This window comes from Actinomycetospora sp. NBRC 106375, from assembly GCF_030269665.1.
Taxonomy (GTDB): Bacteria; Actinomycetota; Actinomycetes; order Mycobacteriales; family Pseudonocardiaceae; genus Actinomycetospora.
The window spans coordinates 215,133-234,042 of record NZ_BSTS01000007.1; the positions used below are offsets into that span (position 1 = coordinate 215,133).

Sequence of the window (18,910 nt, forward strand, 5' to 3'; positions counted from 1 at the left end):
TGCGCCACTCCGCTTCACGTCAAGTAGACGGAGCAGATTGCCTAGACAATGTTCGATAACAGGGCCAAGCTGTTGGCATGACCAGCAGAGGCGCCGGCCCGATCTACCAGCGGATCGCCGACGACCTGCGCGCCCGCATCCAAAGCGGCGAGCTGGGCGCCGGCGCCAAGCTGCCCACCGAGCAGTCCCTGACGACGGACTACGGCGTCACCCGCGCCACCGTGCGCCAGGCCATGCAGGTGCTGGTCAACGAGGGCCTGGTGGTCTCCGAGCGCCCGCGCGGGCACTTCGTGCGACAGATCGAGCGCCTGACCTACCGCCCGCAGAAGGAGTGGCGCGAACGGCCCCTGCACCGCGAGCTGGACCAGTTCATGGACGAGCAGGTCGAGCTGGGTCGCAAGCCCTCACAGACCATCGCCGTCGAGCTGGCCACCCCACCGGCCGACGTCGCCGCCCGCCTCGGACTCACGGAGACCGACACCGTGGTCATTCGGAAGCGGGTGCGCTACCTCGACGGCACCCCGTTCAACACCAACGACTCGTACTTCCCGCTCGAGCTGGTGCAGGGCAGCGAGATCATGCACCCCGCCGACATCGGCCGCGGCGCCAACGTCGTGCTCGCCGAACTCGGCGCCGAGCAGACCCACGCTGTGGACGAGATCGAAGTCCGCATGCCCACCCCGGACGAAGCCAGCCGCCTCGAGATCGGGCTGGGCGTGCCGGTGGCCCTGCACCGGGTCACCGGCTACACCGACGACGGTCGACCCGTCCGGGTCGTGCGCAACGTGCTCCCAGGCGATCGCCATCTCATTGCCTTCGAGCGCACCCGCCCCGCCAAGGCAGAAAAGGACAGCGAGCAGTGATCGTCTGCAGCGCCGGCCCCGACGACCTCGACGCCGTCCTCGACCTCTTCCGTGAAGCGACTGCGTGGCTCGCTAGCAAGGGTGTGGATCAGTGGCAGTGGGAGCCGCGCGTCGAGCAGGTCCGGGGCGACATTGAGCACGGCAACGTCTTCGTCGGTGAGGACGACACCGGTCGGGTCATCGCTACCGTCACTGTTGACACCTTCGCTGACCCCGACTTCTGGTGCCCCGAGGACGTCCCGGGTAGCGCCCTCTACATCCACCGCATGATCGTGTCCCGCGACCACGCCGGCGAAGGCATTGGCGAGGAACTCACACGGTGGATCGAGCAGTTTGCTGGCGCACTCGGCTACGACTACGTGCGCCTCGACTGCTACCGCTCCAATACGGGACTGCACCGCTACTACAAGGCACACGGCTGGTCCCACGTCCGCACTGTCGACGCACCATGGCGCCCGTCAGGCTCCCTCTTCCAACGTCCTACACCGAGCCGACCGCTTGTTCCGTTTGAGCAGTGACGTGTTCACACTGCCCGTGGCCGACGACCCGGATGCTGCCACTATTGTCCGCAGCGCCAGCTGCCTACGTGGACGAACGATCCCTGAAAACTCCATCACCAGCGCGTTGTGGTGCTCGTCGTCCCGACCTTACCTAGTCGCCGAGCGCCGCCCGGCCGACGTATCTCCTTGAGTTTGACCGTGTCGCCGACGACCGCGTCGCGCGCAGACCAGAACTCCCAGCCGTCCGTAGCGGCAACCGAATAGGGCAGGTCCTCGCCACGGGTTCAAGCATCAAGCGCCGCACAGCTATGGTCACCCATTGCCATTGCGAAGTTCCACCATGAAGGAGGCGCTTCGGGTGTCCGGCGCGAGTTGGGGAGTTTCCCGACCTTGAGGCGGTGGTCGCCACTGAGTACATCGCAGTCGAGGTGACTGTGGTGAGCCTATCAACGGATTATCGCGGCCTACGCCGACGAACCTAATGAACGCGGCCGGGCGTCACTAACTGCGCGGGATCGACCGACTCCGGGGCTGGGCCGCCCGCAGGACTCGAAGGAACTCGCCACGCTTGGGTGGATGCTGCACCGATGCGCGACGACGTCCTGGCCTATTTCACCCAGGGCGACCTCCCCGGGCGAGTGAGCACTCCACGGGACGCCCTCCACAACGTGTGCTCACGAGACACCGCCTCCTCCGCTTCGTCCACAAACCGTGCCCACGACTTGCCGTTCTTGCTTTCGACTTCAGAGCGGATAACATTCAATTCATGAGCGGCGATCGAATAGGATCGAGCGAGCAGCCCGTATTGCCTAGTCTGCGCCCAGGTGGCGAGGCCGGCCGCCATGGCGGCAAGTATCCCTAACATATCGAAGTTGATAGCCCCTGCAGTCCTGAAAGTCGCAGCTAGGACTCCCGCGAACTCTATCAAGATGGTGAGAAGCAGGAATACCTGCCTCCATCGATCATTCGCCTGGGCGTTCTTGCTATACCAAGAGACCTGATCGAGGATTCGCCCAGCAAGGTAAAGGGACTTTCGGGTATCAAATGAAGAGGCGCGTGCACGCTTCATTGAATCGGTAACTTCGCGAGTCGGGTCGACGATGGGCGGCGGGATATAATTCAAGTCGGTAGTAAGCTCAGACAACTGTGCAAGGAAGAGGGCGGAAGCATCCTGCTCGGAGAGATGACTTGGGAAAGGGTCTCCGCCTACGCAGTACCGCCACGTCAGAGTCTTGACAGACTCAGCCGCGGCGCGACCCTCATACCAAACCTGTTCCGGAGCGAGAGCGTAAGTTAGGACCTCGACGGCTAGCGCCAAGAGGAACGCAATGAGAGCTGCCCAGGCAAAGACATCAATACCGCCGAGCGACCAGCTGACGGCACCGCCAAGAGCTGCGATGACCAGCGCGACCGAGCGAACTCCGACAAGCCCCATGTAGCGCTTCTGTCCTCGGAGTGAAGCTTCGCCCGCAGCGTCGTAGGAGCCGGGGTAAGCGAGTTTCGCTACCTCGTCTGTCATGACTAGAGATACTAACGTGCTCTACTTGCTCGGCACGGGGCGTCCCACGGGGTGCGCTCAGGGCCGGGAACAGCACGGCCGTCGGCTGTGGCGCCATAGTGGGGAGGTCATGGCTCACTTGAGACTTGAGGGCAGTTCGACAGCCGAGCGCCCGCCTTGACGTCATGAAGAGGCAGCTCGGCCCGCGCGGCTCTAGCCGACGATTCCCTGATCAAGAAGTCTTCGTTCACTGTTCCTGTCGTTTTCCCTGCGACTCATTCTCCTGAGCTGGGCGTAGGTGGGGTCACCAGTCCCGAGCGTTACCGGCACAGCGTGCTCTGCCCTCCATCAGTCCGTGGGGGGATACGAGTAAGACGATCTTGCGCTCGTCCGGCATTCGAACACAGAGGTGGCGACGTAGCGCAGGACTCACTCCCTCATCGCTGCAGAACAGTCAGCATCCCGCTCTCTTGTGCGTCTACGTGTTCAGTATGGAGTCTCTCACCGCGTTGACTCGATCCTTACGCGTCATCAGTTCAGTCTGCTCCGATGGGTTGCGGCTATTCCGTAATGCTACGAGCGAGTGCAGATAAGAGTTGCCGAGCGACAAGTCTTCAACGACGGCCTTCGCTCGGTTAAACGCGCCCGATGGCATAGCTGAACAAGAGAACGCACAAGTCAGCGCAACTTTGACGGAATCTACGTCGAGATGGTCTGTCGGACGCGAATTCTCGCGATATATACCGCGAACTATGGCAGATTGAGCTTCAGCGATGCGTACATAGTTGACGGCATCGTCAGGATCTAGCTCGCAAGCACGCAGGAACGGGCTAAGTGCAGCGGCACCATCGCCCTGCCTGCAAAGCTCGCCGCCGTACCAGTTTGCAGTTATGTCCGCAACGTCCGGCGCCGCCATTGCAAGCTCGTACGTTGCGATAGCTGCCGACTTCTCCCCAAGCGACGATTGGGTGCGCGCATGATTCCGAAGCGCGCTGGAATTATTTGGGAACTTCTCGACGAGAGCGTTCGTCAATTGGAGTGCCGCGCTGTGCAATTGGTCCTGGTGGTACGCGTCGAGCATAACACCTATGGTTCCGATGTTCTCCTCAAGGACGCCATCTACCGTTACGGACCCATCTTCCCCTATCGTGATTCCTGTTGCATCCCGTAGTTCTCGACGAGCACGCTCGCGACTCTTCGGATCCTCGGAACGAGCAAGAACGCCGAAGTAGGAGTTCTTCAGGAGGGGATCGTTTGGATTCTGCTGGATCGCCTTCTCGATCAGCACCAGCTGGATTTCTTCTGGTAGCTCGAGGGTTGACGCATCGCGTGCAAGCGCACTCAGCTGCGAGCTAGAAAGAGAGCTACTCTTCGATTCTAGGATTTGCCGAACGCTTGTCAGGAATTCCTCGTGCTTACTTTCGCGAGCGGCACTTCGTGCAGCATAGAAGAGATTGATTGGCAGCTCGCCACGTTGAGCCTGCAAGAGCACGGTCGACACAACTTCGATCGCGCTCGTCTTAATCGACTCTCCATCTTCGATCCCGTAAACTTCCGTATATCGTTGCAGTCGCCGCTTCAGCTGAGCAACTTCTTCGCGCAGTTCGCCCTCGGCCGACCCCTCAGCATGCGCATAAATATTGTCTGGCAGCGACGACAGAGTGTCGTGGACCGGATTATCGCGATCTCCCGCAGCATCGGAATTGGTCGATGTGCTTATAAAGCGAACCAACCCCTCACGAAGTTTCTCGATTCCTCGAAGGTCCGACGAGAATTCGATCATCCGATAGGGCTTTAAATCAAATGGCACCTCAGTCTTGGTGCTGTCGACGATCATGATCGTGCCTGATCCGCGGAGCGAATGACGAACACCGAGCTCGTAAAAGACGTTAGGATTCAACTCCGAGATATCTGCCACGACAAGGTCCGAACTGGCCAAGAGTGTTACGATATCTGAAGTGATCGCCCCACTCTTGGTGATGTCGTCAGCGCGTTGAACTTCAAAGCCCTTCTCGGCCAGCGTGGGCCGTAAGACGGTTTCGTAGAGCGCTCGGTAGTGGTCGAATTCTGGTGTACCGGGTTTCCGGATCGGCGATATAACAAAGCATGAACGTCTGGCCATATGAGGTCTCGCAGGTTCAGGTCGTGGTGATTGTCTTTAGGACATCGCGCCACCGTACGAAGTGTTACACGCAGAGCGAAGTGCACTGCGTTGGGCCGCGCGTATCTCCCCCTACTCCCGGCCGACCTCCCACGACCCGGAGGTATCGGAGGTTGCACTACTTGCAAGTGGTGAACCGCTCCCGCAGCACGGTGGCCTCTAGGGTGTCAAGGGCTGCCGGCCCGGTCGGGGTGCTGCCCCGCCACGCTAGGAGCGCCTGAGCGCAGGCGCGGAGACTCACGATCAAGAGCGTACGGGCCACCGCCCCGTGCACACACATGTTGATCGTGCGCTGATGTGCGGTGGTCCGGCCGTCGCGTAGCGATGCGTAGCACCCTTGATCGTGAGGGCGCCTGTGTGACGCTCCGTGGCCGACAGACCATTCCGCCGCACGCGGCTCCGCCGATCTTGATCCTGGCCGCGCGGCCTTGAGCTCCCTCGCCTCGGGGAGGCTCGTCTCGCTCGTCTCGCTCGTCTCGCTCGTCTCGCGCTCGTCTACTGCTGGCCTACTGGAATGGCCGGGCGTGCCCGCGCCGGCCGTCGGCCGAAGGTAGAGGCGTGCCGGCAGCGGCGCCGCCTCGGTCCCGCCCGTCAGGGCCGGCTTGAAGACGTTGTCAGTCGTGAAGAAAGTCCTCACATGCCGTTAGCTGGGTGCGGGTATCCGCCCGGCTTGCGCCGTGGCGTGCCGGAGACCGCGCTCTTCGAGCCACTGACTGGCACCAGCAAGCCCGCATCTCTCCGCGACTTCTAAGAGCTCTACCTCTCGGTCTGCTGCGCCGAGCCAGCCCCAGGTATCAGACGTCAGGCTAAGCCGCACATCTGCTTCCTGGTCCTCATCGGCGATCTCCTCGTCAGTGGCCTCGTGACCGAGCCCGCTCAATGTCCTGAGATCACGAGAGCTGCCCGACCAGGTAAGTTGGCGTCGACCGTCAGAGGCTTCCTCCCACTCCCACCAGCGGGCGATGTCCTCGGCGCGGTGGGTGTCGACGGCATCGGCGAGGAGTTGCATCGGTGTGCGGCCGCCACGAGAGCGCCCTTGCTTACCGGTGGCGCCAGTGACTTCGTGGGCCACCTTCGTGAAGTAGTCGGCCAGGTCGCCCTCGCCGAGTTGCGCTTTGCGGAGGTCCCAACCGTGCTCATCGGAGGCGTCAAAACCCCTGCGCTCCAGCGCCCGGCGCCAACGACCGAACATGCGCGCCCCAACGCCCGCAGCGACGAGCTCGGCGGCGACGTCGTCGGCGAAGCACAGCAGCGCGTGGACGTGGACATGCCAGCCGTTGGCGCCGTCGGTGACCTCCACGACCCGCGCCCAGCCGAGCAGGCCGCCGAACAGGGTGGAGTCCTTGACCCAGGTCGAGCCGGAGGTGACCGCGGCCCAGGCGTAGCCGAGCACGTCCCAGCAGCCCTCGCGGGCCTTGATCCCACCGAGTTCGATCTCCTCGGCCTCGGCGGCGCGCTCGTCGACGTCCCACCCGTTGGCCTCGGCCACCTCCCGGTCGGCGCGGCGCTCCTCGAGCAAGTCCCGGCGGCGGCGCTCGATGGTCGACAGGCCGAGGCGGTCACCGCGGGCGTGCCGCATTGTCAGGGTGAGCATGAACGCGCTCCCGCCTCGCTCGTGGACCGCGCGCATCACCGCGGCGAGGTCGTCGGCCCTCCTCGTGGCGACCTTGACCGCGCACACCGGGCAGGTCCACACCGACCCGCAGTGCTTGAGCCCCCCGTAGGCCGCCGAGCGGGTGCCGTCCTTGTTGGTGATCACCCCGAGGGTCGGGCCGGCGTCCGGGCCGCCGATCTTGTGGCCGCACTGCTGCACCCGCTTCAACGACGAGATCGGCCGTAGCTGGCGGCGACGGGCCCAGCGGTCCCGGCGACGGGACTGGGCACGCTCCTGGCGCTTCGTCTCGACGGACTCGCCACCCTTGCCCGCACCACCAGCACGCCCCGGGCCGCGTCGGTTCGGAACGTGATCCTCACGGCGGCGCCGTCCAGGTCGAAGACCTGTTACCCCTTTACCGAGAACTCGCCCGCTCACCCGGCACCACCAGCGGCCAGAGCCGGCGCTGGCGCGCCGGCGGTGGCCGGCCCTTCCGGGCCGGCCACGCTCTCACTCCTGACTTCGTCCCGTGCCGCGCGGCCGGCCCCCGGGCCGCCCACCACGACGACGACAGCGACGACCAGGACCACGGCGGCCACCGGGAGCGGGAGCGGTCTGGGCCTCCGGCGGCCAGGCGCTCCGCCCTGGACCAGGACACCGACCTCAGGAGAGCCCCCACCAGCAACCGAGCCGGCGGCAGGGGCCTGGTGGTGGTCGGGGCGAGGCCTCACCCACGACGACGCGCCCGAGGGCTGCCAGACCGCCCGCACAGCCGCAAGCGCCCACCAACCAGTCCGCCGCAGCCTCACGCGAATCGGGGCGCTTGCACCGGCACGAGCGGCCCGGCAGGGCAGAGCCCGCGCCGCCGAGGGAGAGACCCCGAAGCTGGGCCCGTCTGCATCTAGCAGGAGCGAAGCTACAACCGCCAGGATTGACAGTCGAAACTCGGATGCTCGGCCGGGATGACTCTGGGGGAACTGAGATTGACCGCTACAAGCGCATTGCTCTGGCTCTCGGGTGCTGTCGCGGGAGGCATTATCCAACAGGCCGTTTCTGCTCTGTTTGGCGATAGAATCGACAGGGTGGTGCTCGCTCTCTTTCGGGCAGGCGACACGGCGCAAACCTTGAAAGGGATTTGGATTAGTGAGTACGAATACCCCTCCACTGGCGACGAGACTCTCTGGGCACGCGATACTGTTCGCATCAGAAAGATGGGAAGGCGAGTTTGGGTTACAGGAATAATGGAGAACAAGAAAGCCAAGCCTGGGGGTCTTCGGTTGAAATGTCTGCTTGACAGCCGAGGGACGATCTCGGGGACTTGGGCGGAGCAGACGGCGGACGGCCGCAGCTACCACGGCGTCGTCCAGTTCAGTCTGTCTGCGGCTGGAGAAAAGGCCACGGGAATGTGGGTGGGCTACGACGGGACCCACAAGGTCAACGCTGGACGGTGGACTCTCGCCCGGAAGGCCGAGGTGAAGGCATAGGGCTACGGGCGACACATCGCTCAAGCTCAGCCAGGCGTTCGTCGCTGTTAGGGATCGCCCAAGATCCTGTTGAAGTACCTTGGCGCTACCCTCGCACACGCGTTCGATAGACAGTCGGGCGCGCGCCGGGCAACGTTCCGGCGCATGCGGACGATCAGGACGTGGCTCGCCTTCCGTCGCGAGGGCCGCGGACACAGCTTGTGGGCTGTCGCCCGCGGCTGGTCGTGAGTTGATCTGACAGCGACGGGCGACAGCAGCGACGCTGTCACCGATGACGTCTGCGGAGGTCTCCGCAGGAGAACTTCCGCAGCTCAGAAGCCTTATCGGACTTTGCCTAGCACCTGGGCCGGTTCGATGATGAGCGGGCGGGACCCCGCCGAGCTGCTCGACGACATCCACTGACCGCCGCTCGCCCTAGAACGCCCGGTGCTCGACGTCGGTCATGCCCCACCGGTCGCGCGTGAAGGACACCGCGGCGTCGGCGTCGAAACTCTTGCAGGTGAACACCACGAGCGCCAGGAAGCGGCGCACGGTCCAGACGTAGAGCGAGATGCCCGAGTCGATGAGCGGGACGAAGGCGTCGAAGCCCTCGTTGTCGTCCCTGCCCTGCCCGCCCGGGGCGTGCACCGTCACCTCGCCGTAGCTGCGCAGGTCGAGCGCCGCGGGCAGGTCGAGCAGGAAGCGGCGCACGTCGTCGGCGTCGACCGGCGTCGTGTAGAAGCCCTCGACGAGCAGGCGCCGCCGCGTGATGTCGGGGGCGAGGTCCCGCATGCCGGCAGTGTGTCAGTCGGGACGCTCGTCGTCCGGAGTCTCGTCCCGGATCTTGTCGAGGATCTCGTCGATCTCGGTGCGGTCGCGCGGCGGCTGGACCCGCCGGCTCTCGAAGGCCAGGTGCTGGAACTGCGGCGCCAGGGCGCGCCACACCTCCCGCTTCATCGCGTCGTCCACGGCTCCCGCCAGCTGGGGGTCCGGCTCCGGTTCGCTCGTCTCGTCCTCGTCAGCAGCCATTGCGTCACCTCGGCGCTCTCGCGGGTGGGACGAGGGTGCCCGCTGCGGCGGGTTGCGTACCACCGTTATCCGGCGCCGGTCCGTTCGGTCCGCCGGGCCGCGATCGCGAGGAACGTCGTGACGCCCGCGCCGAGGACGAGGCCCATGAGCAGGACCGCCAGCCCCACCCCGACGACCCCCGCCAGCGCCGCGCACGCGAGCAGCAGGACCACGAGCAGGCCGATGAGCACCGGGTTGCGCGTCTCGCGCGCCCACACCAGCGCCCGCAGCGAGGCGAGCGTGACGAGCACGATCGCGACCGGGATCGCCACCGAGAACGCCGCGCCGGCCGCGCCGATGTGCGCGATGTGCTCCTCGGCGTCCACGGCGACCTCGAGGCCGGCCCCGAGCGCCGCGATCGCTCCGAAGACGAAGTAGTGGCCGTAGCCCCAGGTCAGCGCCACGCGCAGGTTGCCGAGGCCGGCGTCGTCGCCGCCGAGGAAGTACGTCCACCAGAGGCCGAAGACCAGCAGCAGCCCGCCGATCGCGAGCGCGAGCAGGGACAGCGAGAAGCCCTCCTCGAACGCGCCGGCGATCGCGTTCGTCACGCCGAGGATCACCTCGCCGAGCACGATCAGCGTCAGCAGGCCGTAGCGCTCGGCGATGTGCTCGCGGTGCCACGTCGTCGGGCGTCCGCCGCGGGCCTCCGCGTACGCAGGGATGGCGAGCTCGGCGGCGATCAGCACGACCAGCCCGATGGCCGCCCACGGCATCGGCACGAACACGAGGGCGATCCAGAGCACCTGGACGACCGTGAGGCCCAGCGCGTAGGTGCGGCAGGTGGACGCCCGCTCGGGGTCCTCCCGCGCCGCGCGGAGCCACTGGATGATCAGCGGCACTCGCATGATCACATAGCCGGCGACGACGATCGTGATGTCGAAGCTCCGGAAGACCGCCGGGATGCCGACGGCGAGCACCAGTACGCCCGCCATCTGCAGGATGGTCAGCACCCGGTAGAGCACGTCGTCGCAGTCGTACGCCGAGGCGAACCACGTGAAGTTCATCCACGCCCACCAGATGGCGAAGAAGACCACGAGGTAGGTCAGGATGCCCTGCGCCGCGTGGTTCTCGGCGATCGTGTGGTGCATCTCGGCCGCGGCGCGCGCGATGGCGACGACGAAGGCCAGGTCGAACAGCAGCTCGAGCGGGGTCGCGGCGCGGTGCTGCTGCTCCGGGTCCCGGGCGCCCATCAGCCGGTGCCACGGCCGGCGCGCGACCGGCGAGCTCGTCTCGCTCATGGCTCCCCCAGACTCGTCGAGATCGGCGGGGGTCAGCCTGGCCGACGCCCCAGGGCGGGGCAATCCGGTCAGTCCGTGGGCGCGACCACGAGATCGTCCGGGCCGATCCCGCGGGGGACGGGACGGTCGGCGCCCGCGGCGACGTCGGCGACGACGCGGGCGAGCCGGCGGCCCGCCGCGCGGTAGAACCGGGTCTGGGTCCAGCGTCCGAACACCCCGAAGCCCAGCGCGATGACCGGGTTGGGGATCGCCGCCCGGCTCGAGACGCCGGTGATGACGAACTCGACGCGGCCGGTGTCCAGGTTCTTGACCACCTCGTAGAGGAGCCGACCGCGCTCGAGGTGGTGCTCGAGGGTGCGATAGCTCCAGCCCCACGACCGCTCGCGGGTCCCGTCGGCGCGGTCGCGCACCTCGTCGACCTCGGCGTCGACGCGCACGCCCATCGGGAAGCGCAGGACCGCGAAGCGGCCCTCGAGGAGCATGTCCCGCCCGACCAGCGGGGCGTCGCGGTGGAAGTAGGCCCGCATGATCGCGGGCTCGGCGAACTCGTAGTCGTGCACGAGACCACGGGCGATCTCGAAGGGCCCGCCCGGCGCGGGCTCGCCGGGCTCCTCGTCGCCGAGCAGGTGGCGCACCCGGTCGTGGTGCCAGCCCCGGCCCTCGGTGTCGGCGGGGTCGTAGTTGAGCCGGTAGCCGGCGATCTCGCGGAGGGCGCCCGCGGGATCGGGGTGGGCCGTGATCCTCACGCGGTGCTTCCCCCTGGGAGTCGTCGAGCGCCGGACGGACCGGCGCATGGTGTCACCGCCGGGCGGCTACCCGCTGCACCGTGTCACCGCGCCGCCTGATCTCGTTCCGCCCGCCGCTCGGACGCCTCCGCCGCGGGTGGGGTGCGCTGATCATGCTCGGCCGGCACTTGCGGACGCTGCCGGCCACCGAGCGGCGCCACGAGCCGGGCGACGGCACCGACCTGCCGGCCCCGTGGCCGGTCGCCCTCCTCGACGGGCGGACCAAGACGGTCGCGGACGGCTTCGGGCCGTTGTTCCACCGGCGCTTCAGCGTCCGGGCGGTCGGCGCCGCGGGCCTCGCCCGCGACGTGGTCGCGGTGCTCGCCCGCGACCTCGACCGCGCCGCCCCGCCATACGTCGTGACGTTCGCGCGCCAGCGCGGCGAGCCGGGGCGGATGCTCGTCGGCGACGAGTACCGGGTGTCCATGCCGGCGCCGTGGGACGGGCCGGTGCGGGCGCTCGCCCGCACCGACACGTCGTTCCGTTTCGGCACGCTCGACGGCCACCTCGAGGCCGGCGTGATCGAGTTCCGCGCGGCCGACGCCGGGCCCGGGACCGTGGACTTCACGATCGAGGTGTGGTCCCGTGCGGGTGACCGCGCCGCGGAGATCGTCTACCGTCGCCTCGGCGTCGGGCGCGAGATCCAGGCGGGACTGTGGATCCAGTGTTGTCTCGGTGTGGTCCGGCTCCTCGGAGCGCGCCGGGAGGGCGCGGTGCGCGAGATCACGCGGCGAGTACCGGCGTGTGAGCTGGACGGCCGAAGCGCTTAGGTCCGCCGTGGTGTCATCTCAGCGTCCTCTCAGGAAGCGTTCCTAGCGTCCGCGCGCTGTGAGCGGAACCCGGCAGTTGAGCTGGGACGTCGTACGCGTCGTCGCGGTCGCCAGCGTGGTCGTCCAGCACGCCACCTACTCGGTCATCGGCGTGATGCCCTTCCTCCCGCACATGCCGTTCCAGTGGTTCATCGAGGCCGGGGCCAACACCCTGATGGTGATGTCGGCGTACTTCGTGTGCCGCACGCTGTCGACCCGTCCACCGGGACGATGGTGGGTCGATCGCCTGGCCCGCTTGCTCCCGGCGTACGTCGTCGCCGTGGCCGTCACCTACCTGGCCACGCTCGGCGCCGCGCAGTTCGGCTACTGGACGCCGTCCGGGCGCGACCTCATCGGCAACCTCCTGCTGCTGCAGACCTGGGATCCGGCGGTGGTCTACCTCGACCACTCCTACTGGACGCTGCCCGCCCAGCTGGGCATGTTCACCCTCGCCGCCGTGGCCGCCGCCGCGGTGGGACGCGGGTTCTGGCGGCGGCGCTGGACGCTGCCGCTCATGGCCTGGGGCGTGATCGTCGTGCCCGTCCTGATGATGGAGGTGGGCGCGCCGGACGGCCCGCTGGGCGAGGTCTTCTACGGCCTGGTCATGTTCCGGTGGCAGTGCTTCGGCATCGGGCTCGCCGTCTGGCTGTGGTCGCGCGGGCGCCTCCACGCCGTGCACCTGCTCGCGCTGGTGCTGGCCGGGCTGGTCGCCGAGGACCTCCACACCCCGGACCTGCCGTCGGTGCTGGTGCTCGCCGTGGCCGTCGTCGGGATCGCCGCGGCCGCGGCCGGCCAGGACTGGGGCGTGCTGCGCGTCGGCCCGCTCCCGCGGGTGATCAGCTGGCTCGCCGGGATCTCCTACGGCATCTACCTGATGAACCAGCAGATCGGCTACTTCGTCGCCTGGGCGTTCGAGGCGACCGTCGGCCACCACCCCTGGTGGCGCCTCGCGCTCGTCACGGCGGTGGCGGTGCTGCTCGGCTGGGTACTGACGGTGGTCGTCGAGCGCCCCGCGCACCGCTGGCTGGTCCGGCGGCCGTCGCAGCGGACGACGACACCGCCCCAGCCCGCGCAGCCCGCGCAGCCCGCCCAGCCCCCTCAGCGCGCGAAGGAGCCCGCCGCCGCGAGGAACAGGTCGACCTCCTCGGGCGTGCCGGCGCTCACCCGCACCCCGGAGCCGTCGAAGGCCCGCACGACGACCTTGTTCTCCAGTGCGTGCTCGGCGAACCCGACCGCGCGCGTGCCCAGCGGCAGCCAGACGAAGTTGGCCTGCGACGGCGGCACCTCGTACCCGAGCGTGCGCAGCGCCGAGGTCATCCGGTCGACCTCGGTGACCGCCCCCGCGCAGTCGGCGAGCAGCTCGTCGAGGTGGTCGAGCGCGGCCAGCGCCGCGGCCTGGGCCGGCGCCGACACCGAGAACGGCACCGACACCCCGCGCAGCGCGGCGGCCAGCTCCGCGGGACCGACGGCGTAGCCCACGCGCAGCCCCGCGAGCCGGTGGGCCTTCGAGAAGGTCCGCAGCACGCAGACGTTGTCGAACTCGGCGGCGAGCCCGAGGCCGTCCGGGACGTCGGGGTCGGTGACGAACTCGCGGTAGGCCTCGTCGAGCACCACGAGCACGTCCTCGGGGACGCGGGCGATGAACGCACGCAGCGCGTCCTCGCCGACCGCCGTCCCGGTCGGGTTGTTCGGGTTGCAGACGATCACCATCCTCGTGCGCGGGGTGATCGCCGCGGCCATGGCGTCGAGGTCGTGGACGTGCTCGGGCGTGAGCGGCACGGGCACGGCCGTCGCGTGGCCGGTGAGCGTGACGATCGGGTAGGCCTCGAACGAGCGCCAGGCGTAGACGACCTCGTCGCCGGGGGCGCACACCGCCTGCACGAGCTGCCCGCACAGCGCCACCGAGCCGCACCCGACCGCGATCCGCGCCGTGGCCACACCGTGGTGCTCGGCGAGCCGGGCGGTCAGGGTGGTGACCGCGATGTCGGGGTAGCGGTTGCCGACCTCCGCGGCCCGCGCGACCGCGGTGAGGACGGCGGGCAGGGGCGGCAGCGGCATCTCGTTGCTCGCGAGCTTCACCGCGCCCGGCACCGTGCGACCGGCGACGTAGGTGGGGAGGCCGGCGAGGTCGTCACGCAGTCGGACGGGCACGGTCACCACGGTAAACGCACCGAAACCCCAGCCCGGTCCCTGGCCGGGATCGCCCGGGCCCACAGGACGGCCGACCGGCGACGTGGAAGGCTGAGGACCATGACGGGGACGCACACCGAGACCATCCCGCTGGTCGACGAGACCCAGCTGCGGGTGACGATCGGCGAACCGGAGAACGCGGTCCGCGGCGGTGTGGTGGTCCTCCACGAGTCGCGGGGGGTCACCTCGCGCACGCAGGCCATCGTCGAGGCCCTCGCGGGCGAGGGCTGGCTCGCGATCGCCCCACACCTCTACCACCGCGACGACCCGGACATCGACGAGCAGACCGCCGAGGACGAGGTGGTCGGCCGTGCCGCGGCCGTCGTCTCGGGCGAGTCGGTGCTCGCCGACTCCGACGCCGCCTTCGGCATGCTCGCCGACCGCGGGGTCACGTCCGACCGCATGGCCGTCCTCGGCTTCGACCTCGGCGCCACGGCCGCGCTCGTGGTCGCCGCGCAGCGCTCGCTCGGCGCGGTCATCACGGTCTCCGCCGGCGGCGTCGCCACGCCGCTCTCGGCGGGCCTCCCGGCCCTCGTGGACGTGGTGGGCGAGCTGACCTGCCCGTGGCTGGGGCTCTACGGCGAGCGCGGCGACCCCGTCGACCCCTCCGAGGTCGACCGTCTCCGCGAGGCCGCGCACTCGTCCGGCCGGGTCGTCGACGTCGTCGTCTACCCGTCGCGGGAGCACCGCTTCGACGTCGACGAGCACGCCGCCGTGCAGCCGGATCCCCTGGACGAGGGGAACTCCGAGGAGGCGACCAAGATGGAGGCCCGCAGCCGGGTACTGAACTGGCTGGACGCGCATCTGCGCTAGCTCGCCGTCGTGGGCTCCGTCCGGGGCCCACACCGACCGGAGGACACATGGCGTCGGGGGTGCCGACGGACCGCCCCACCGCGGCCGCCGTCGAGGGCCGCTTCGCCCGCTGGCGCGGACGGCGGGTCGCGCGCGTCGTGGTGTGGGCGGCCCGGGTCGCCGGGCTGCTCACGGTCCTCTCGCTGGTGACGCCCCTGCTGCGCCGGCGGCTGCAGCCCGCGACGTGGTTCGGGCTCCCGCCCGAGGCGACCCTGGTCGGGACGGCCGTCGTGGCGACGCTCGGCGTCGGGCTGATGATGCTGGCCACGGGGCTGCGGCGCCGGAAACGACGGGCGTGGCAGCTGGCGGTGGTGGCGTGCGTCCTGCTGATCGTCTCCCACGTCGTGGGGCGCCACGCCGTCGTCCCGACCGTGATCACCCTCCTGCTGCTGGTCGGGCTCCTGCTCACCCGCCGCGAGTTCACCGCCCTGCCCGACCCCGTGGGCCGGCTGGCCGCGGTGCGCGTCGTCGTGCAGATGCTGCTGGGCGGGTTCGTGGTGGTCGCCCTGCTGCTGTTCGTGCGCCCGTCGCTGCTCGCGGGCCGGCCGGACGTCGGGGACAAGCTCGCCCAGGCCGGGCTCTCGCTGGTCGGGGTCAGCGGGCCGGTGGAGTTCAAGGCGCTCTGGTTCGACGACCTCACCGCGGCCATCGGGCTGACCTTCGGGATCGCCGCCCTCGTGCTCGGGGGCTACTTCCTGCTGCGCTCGGCCGAGCCGCGCCCCGCACTGACGGGTGAGGACGCGGAGGGCATCCGGGCGCTGCTCGCCCGCCACGGCCGGGCCGACTCGCTCGGGTACTTCGCCCTGCGCCGCGACAAGGCGGTGGTGTTCTCGCCGTCGGGCAAGGCGGCCGTCGGATACCGGGTGGTCGCCGGGGTCGCGCTGGCGTCGGGCGACCCGCTGGGCGACCTCGAGGCCTGGCCGGGCGCGATCACCGAGTTCCTCGACGTCTGCCGCCGCTACGGCTGGGTGCCTGCCGTGCTCGGCTGCTCCGAGTCCGGCGCGCGGGTCTGGGCACGCGAGGGCGGGCTCGACGCCCTCGAGCTCGGGGACGAGGCCGTCGTCGACGTCACCACGTTCTCGCTGCAGGGCCGGTCGATGCGCACCGTGCGGCAGGCCGTCTCGCGGGTCCGGCGCGCGGGCTACGAGACCACGGTGCGCCGGCTGCACGACATCGACGACGACGAGCTCGCCGCCCTGCGGGAGCTCGTGGCGCAGTGGCGGGGCGGGCCGGCGGAGCGCGGGTTCTCGATGGCGCTCTCCCGGGTCGCCGACCGCGAGGCCGACCCCGAGGCCGTGGTGGTCGTCGCGACCGCCGAGGGAGCGACCCGGGGGCTGCTCCAGTTCGTGCCCTGGGGCACCGAGGGGCTCTCGCTCGACCTCATGATCCGCGACCCCGCGGTGCCCGACAACGGCCTCAACGAACTGCTTATCGCCGACCTGCTCGCAGCCTGCCGGGGCCTGGGCGTCGACCGGGTGTCGCTGAACTTCGCGGTGTTCCGCTCGGCCCTCGAACGCGGCGAGAAGATCGGGGCCGGCCCGGTCGCGCGCCTCTGGGCGCGGCTGCTGCGCATCGCCTCGCGCTGGTGGCAGATCGACACGCTCTACCGCTTCAACGCCCGCTTCGGTCCCGAATGGCTGCCGCGGTTCCTCGTCTTCGACGCCGTCCGCGACCTGCCGCGCATCGCCGTCGCGGCGTTCGAGGCGGAGGGGTACGGCGGGCGCCCGCCGACCCTGCTCCGCCTCCTGCGCCGGACCTGAGCGCGCCTGTTGTTTGCAGCGAACGCCCTATCGGCGTGCTCAACTGGATGTTCGCTGCTTCTAGGCGCGCAAAGTCCCCGTTCGTTCGCCTGCCTCAGGGCCGGACGAGCACCTTGAGGGCCTCGCGGTCGTTCATGGCGCGGTACCCGTCCGGGGTCTCGTCGAGTTTGATCGTCCGGTTGAACACCTTGCCCGGCTCGATCTGCCCGTCGAGCACGTCGGGCAGCAGCTCGTACATGTTCGCCTGGGTCGGGGCGATGCCGCCGGCGACGGTGACGTTCTTGAAGAACTTCTGCGCCAGGTTGGGCAGCTCGCCACTCTGCGGCACGCCCACGATGCCGACGTGCCCGCCGGGCTTGGTGAGGTTGATCGCCGACGTGAGCGACTGCTCGTAGCCCACGGCCTCGATCGCCGAGTGCACCCCGTCGCTGCCGAGCAGGTCGCGGACCTTCTGCTCGCCCTCCTCGCCGCGCTCCGCGACGACGTCGGTGGCGCCGAACTCGCGGCCGAGGTCGGTGCGGTCCTGGTGGCGGCCCATCAGCACGATGCGCTCGGCGCCGAGACGCTTCGCGGCCAGCACCGCGAGCAGGCCCACGGCGCCGTCACCGATCACCGCGACGTCCTTGCCCGGGCCGACCTTCGCGGACACGGCGGCGTGGTGCCCGGTCCCGAAGACGTCGGAGAGCGTGAGCAGGCTCGGCATGAGCTCCGAGTCGTGCGGCACGGTCAGCTTCATCAGCACGGCGTCCGCGTACGGCACCCGGGCGGCCTCGCCCTGGCCGCCGTCGGTCTCGGCGCCCCAGGCGTTGCCGTTCGGGCAGGCGCTGGTGAGGCCCAGACGGCAGTACTCGCAGGTGCCGTCGCCGTAGTAGAAGGGCGCGACCACGAGGTCGCCCCGCTGGATGCGGCTCACGTCCGAGCCGGTCTCCTCGACCACCCCGATGAACTCGTGGCCGATCCGGTCGCCCTGCTCGGTCTGCTCGCGGCTCTTGTACGGCCACAGGTCGCTGCCGCAGATGCACGAGTGCGTGATCCGCACGATCGCGTCGGTGGAGCACTGCAGCGTCGGGTCGGGCACGTCCTCCACCCGGATGTCGCCCGCTCCGTAGATCAGCGTCGCCTTCATGCGGTCCTTCCTTCGGGATCGATTCGGTCGTGGGCTACCCGAACCCGGCGAGGCGGCATGCAGGACCGTGCACACGTCACGCCCGACGGGGGGTGGCGGCCGGGCGGGTGGACGGCGGTGTGTACTGTTCCCGACGGAGGCCCCAGGGGTCCTCGGGAGGCTTCGCCTAGTCTGGTCTATGGCGCCGCACTGCTAATGCGGTTGGGAGTTCGGCTCCCTCCCGGGTTCAAATCCCGGAGCCTCCGCGGCCGCGGTCCGGACATGGTCGGGGCTTCACAACCGCACACTGCGCCCGTAGCTCAACGGATAGAGCATCTGACTACGGATCAGAAGGTTAGGGGTTCGAATCCCTTCGGGCGCGCGCCGGTCGAGGCAGCTCAGCGGGGGTATCGCGTCAGCGATGCCCCCGCTGTCTTGCGTTCGGGGTCCCGGCGTCGTCGTCGCCCGTCAGACCCTCAGGCGGTCGCCCACCCGGACACGACGGCGAGCGTCTGGGCATCCGCGGTGCCGATGCCGACCTCGGCGGCGGCCGGCCCCACGGCGGCTTCGCGCTGGGCCTGGTCGGGGGACGTGAGGGCGTGGACGTGGTCGACCAGCGTCCAGAGGTAGCCCTTGGGGTCCTTGCGACCACCCGGCGACCGACCGAGGGCGGCGCGCAGGGTCTTGGTGGCGGCCTGCTCGTTGTCGGGGACCCACTGCGCGTCGGCGCCCCGCGTGAGCCGGTCGAGGCTGGCCTCGGGCAGGCGGCCGTCCTCGGCGAGGGCGGCGAGGGAGTCGAGGACCTTGGCCCGGATGCCACCGGCGTCGTCGTCGACCATCGCGCACCAGGTCACCACCGTACCGAGGGTGCTCGCCGTCTGCGGATCGAGCCGGCCACCGCGCCACCACTCGCCCAGCGCATCCGCCCAGGGCCGGCGGTCGTCGCGGTCCTCCGAGGACAACGCATGGAGGAGCTGGCGGAGCTGGTCGGGATCCGGGTTCGCTGGCATCGCCGGTGATCCTG

At 69.1% G+C, this 18,910-nt stretch carries 16 protein-coding genes, 2 tRNA genes and 1 pseudogene; 9 read left to right on the forward strand and 10 right to left on the reverse strand.

What is annotated here, in order from left to right; genetic code table 11:
* The first annotated feature begins 77 nt into the window (after positions 1 to 77).
* Positions 78 to 863, forward strand: coding sequence for a GntR family transcriptional regulator (locus QSK03_RS14000; RefSeq protein ID WP_285652954.1), 786 nt, complete (start codon positions 78 to 80; stop codon positions 861 to 863).
* Complete coding sequence (locus QSK03_RS14005) at positions 860 to 1,381, forward strand: GNAT family N-acetyltransferase (RefSeq protein WP_285652957.1); 522 nt, start codon at positions 860 to 862, stop codon at positions 1,379 to 1,381. The genes QSK03_RS14000 and QSK03_RS14005 overlap by 4 nt, the downstream gene beginning before the upstream one ends.
* A 589-nt stretch (positions 1,382 to 1,970) precedes the next feature.
* On the opposite strand, the gene QSK03_RS14010 is transcribed toward QSK03_RS14005, so the two are convergent.
* From QSK03_RS14010 to QSK03_RS14020, 3 genes are all read right to left on the reverse strand, one after another.
* A complete protein-coding gene (locus QSK03_RS14010; protein WP_285652960.1) occupies positions 1,971 to 2,882 on the reverse strand; it encodes a DUF4231 domain-containing protein in 912 nt (303 codons plus the stop codon).
* 457 nt (positions 2,883 to 3,339) lie between these two features.
* Positions 3,340 to 4,983 carry a tetratricopeptide repeat protein gene (locus QSK03_RS14015; RefSeq protein ID WP_285652962.1) on the reverse strand — a complete coding sequence of 548 codons (1,644 nt, stop codon included), beginning with the start codon at positions 4,981 to 4,983 and terminating at the stop codon, positions 3,340 to 3,342.
* A 682-nt stretch (positions 4,984 to 5,665) separates the two neighbouring features.
* On the reverse strand, positions 5,666 to 6,844 hold the full coding sequence (locus tag QSK03_RS14020; protein WP_285652965.1) for a hypothetical protein: 1,179 nt from the start codon (positions 6,842 to 6,844) through the stop codon (positions 5,666 to 5,668).
* A gap of 854 nt (positions 6,845 to 7,698) precedes the next feature.
* Between QSK03_RS14020 and QSK03_RS14025 the strand changes: the two genes are divergently transcribed.
* Positions 7,699 to 8,100, forward strand: a complete 402-nt coding sequence (locus QSK03_RS14025; protein ID WP_285652968.1) for a hypothetical protein — start codon at positions 7,699 to 7,701, stop codon at positions 8,098 to 8,100.
* 414 nt (positions 8,101 to 8,514) lie between these two features.
* On the opposite strand, the gene QSK03_RS14030 is transcribed toward QSK03_RS14025, so the two are convergent.
* The 4 genes from QSK03_RS14030 to QSK03_RS14045 form a co-directional block, all read right to left on the reverse strand.
* On the reverse strand, positions 8,515 to 8,871 hold the full coding sequence (locus tag QSK03_RS14030) for an S-adenosylmethionine decarboxylase (protein ID WP_285652971.1): 357 nt from the start codon (positions 8,869 to 8,871) through the stop codon (positions 8,515 to 8,517).
* 12 nt (positions 8,872 to 8,883) lie between these two features.
* Positions 8,884 to 9,108 carry a hypothetical protein gene (locus QSK03_RS14035; protein ID WP_285652974.1) on the reverse strand — a complete coding sequence of 75 codons (225 nt, stop codon included), beginning with the start codon at positions 9,106 to 9,108 and terminating at the stop codon, positions 8,884 to 8,886.
* Between the two features lie 65 nt (positions 9,109 to 9,173).
* Positions 9,174 to 10,385, reverse strand: coding sequence for a low temperature requirement protein A (locus tag QSK03_RS14040; protein WP_285652977.1), 1,212 nt, complete (start codon positions 10,383 to 10,385; stop codon positions 9,174 to 9,176).
* A gap of 68 nt (positions 10,386 to 10,453) precedes the next feature.
* The gene (locus QSK03_RS14045) at positions 10,454 to 11,131 is read right to left on the reverse strand and encodes a DUF1990 family protein (protein ID WP_285652980.1); all 678 of its coding nucleotides are present in this window, start codon (positions 11,129 to 11,131) and stop codon (positions 10,454 to 10,456) included.
* An 80-nt stretch (positions 11,132 to 11,211) separates the two neighbouring features.
* Here QSK03_RS14045 and QSK03_RS14050 point away from each other — a divergent pair, with 80 nt between their 5' ends.
* Positions 11,212 to 11,940, forward strand: a complete 729-nt coding sequence (locus QSK03_RS14050) for a DUF1990 family protein (protein WP_285652982.1) — start codon at positions 11,212 to 11,214, stop codon at positions 11,938 to 11,940.
* A gap of 58 nt (positions 11,941 to 11,998) precedes the next feature.
* Positions 11,999 to 12,961, forward strand: a pseudogene (locus QSK03_RS14055) (acyltransferase family protein); the annotation flags it as partial.
* A 116-nt stretch (positions 12,962 to 13,077) separates the two neighbouring features.
* Here QSK03_RS14055 and hisC read toward each other — a convergent pair.
* Positions 13,078 to 14,130, reverse strand: coding sequence for a histidinol-phosphate transaminase (hisC, locus tag QSK03_RS14060; RefSeq protein ID WP_285652983.1), 1,053 nt, complete (start codon positions 14,128 to 14,130; stop codon positions 13,078 to 13,080).
* Positions 14,131 to 14,229: 99 nt separating this feature from the next.
* On the opposite strand from hisC, the gene QSK03_RS14065 reads away from it, so the two are divergent.
* Both QSK03_RS14065 and QSK03_RS14070 read left to right on the forward strand, forming a co-directional pair.
* On the forward strand, positions 14,230 to 14,982 hold the full coding sequence (locus QSK03_RS14065) for a dienelactone hydrolase family protein (protein ID WP_285652985.1): 753 nt from the start codon (positions 14,230 to 14,232) through the stop codon (positions 14,980 to 14,982).
* Between the two features lie 47 nt (positions 14,983 to 15,029).
* Positions 15,030 to 16,781, forward strand: a complete 1,752-nt coding sequence (locus tag QSK03_RS14070; RefSeq protein ID WP_285652988.1) for a phosphatidylglycerol lysyltransferase domain-containing protein — start codon at positions 15,030 to 15,032, stop codon at positions 16,779 to 16,781.
* A gap of 94 nt (positions 16,782 to 16,875) precedes the next feature.
* On the opposite strand, the gene QSK03_RS14075 is transcribed toward QSK03_RS14070, so the two are convergent.
* Positions 16,876 to 17,907 carry a zinc-dependent alcohol dehydrogenase family protein gene (locus QSK03_RS14075; RefSeq protein WP_285652989.1) on the reverse strand — a complete coding sequence of 344 codons (1,032 nt, stop codon included), beginning with the start codon at positions 17,905 to 17,907 and terminating at the stop codon, positions 16,876 to 16,878.
* A 155-nt stretch (positions 17,908 to 18,062) separates the two neighbouring features.
* Here QSK03_RS14075 and QSK03_RS14080 point away from each other — a divergent pair.
* Together QSK03_RS14080 and QSK03_RS14085 are read left to right on the forward strand one after the other, a co-directional pair.
* Positions 18,063 to 18,152, forward strand: a tRNA-Ser gene (locus QSK03_RS14080).
* 43 nt (positions 18,153 to 18,195) lie between these two features.
* Positions 18,196 to 18,268: transfer RNA gene (locus tag QSK03_RS14085), tRNA-Arg, on the forward strand.
* Between the two features lie 94 nt (positions 18,269 to 18,362).
* Here QSK03_RS14085 and QSK03_RS14090 read toward each other — a convergent pair.
* Positions 18,363 to 18,896, reverse strand: coding sequence for a hypothetical protein (locus QSK03_RS14090; protein ID WP_285652992.1), 534 nt, complete (start codon positions 18,894 to 18,896; stop codon positions 18,363 to 18,365).
* Positions 18,897 to 18,910: the final 14 nt, after the last annotated feature.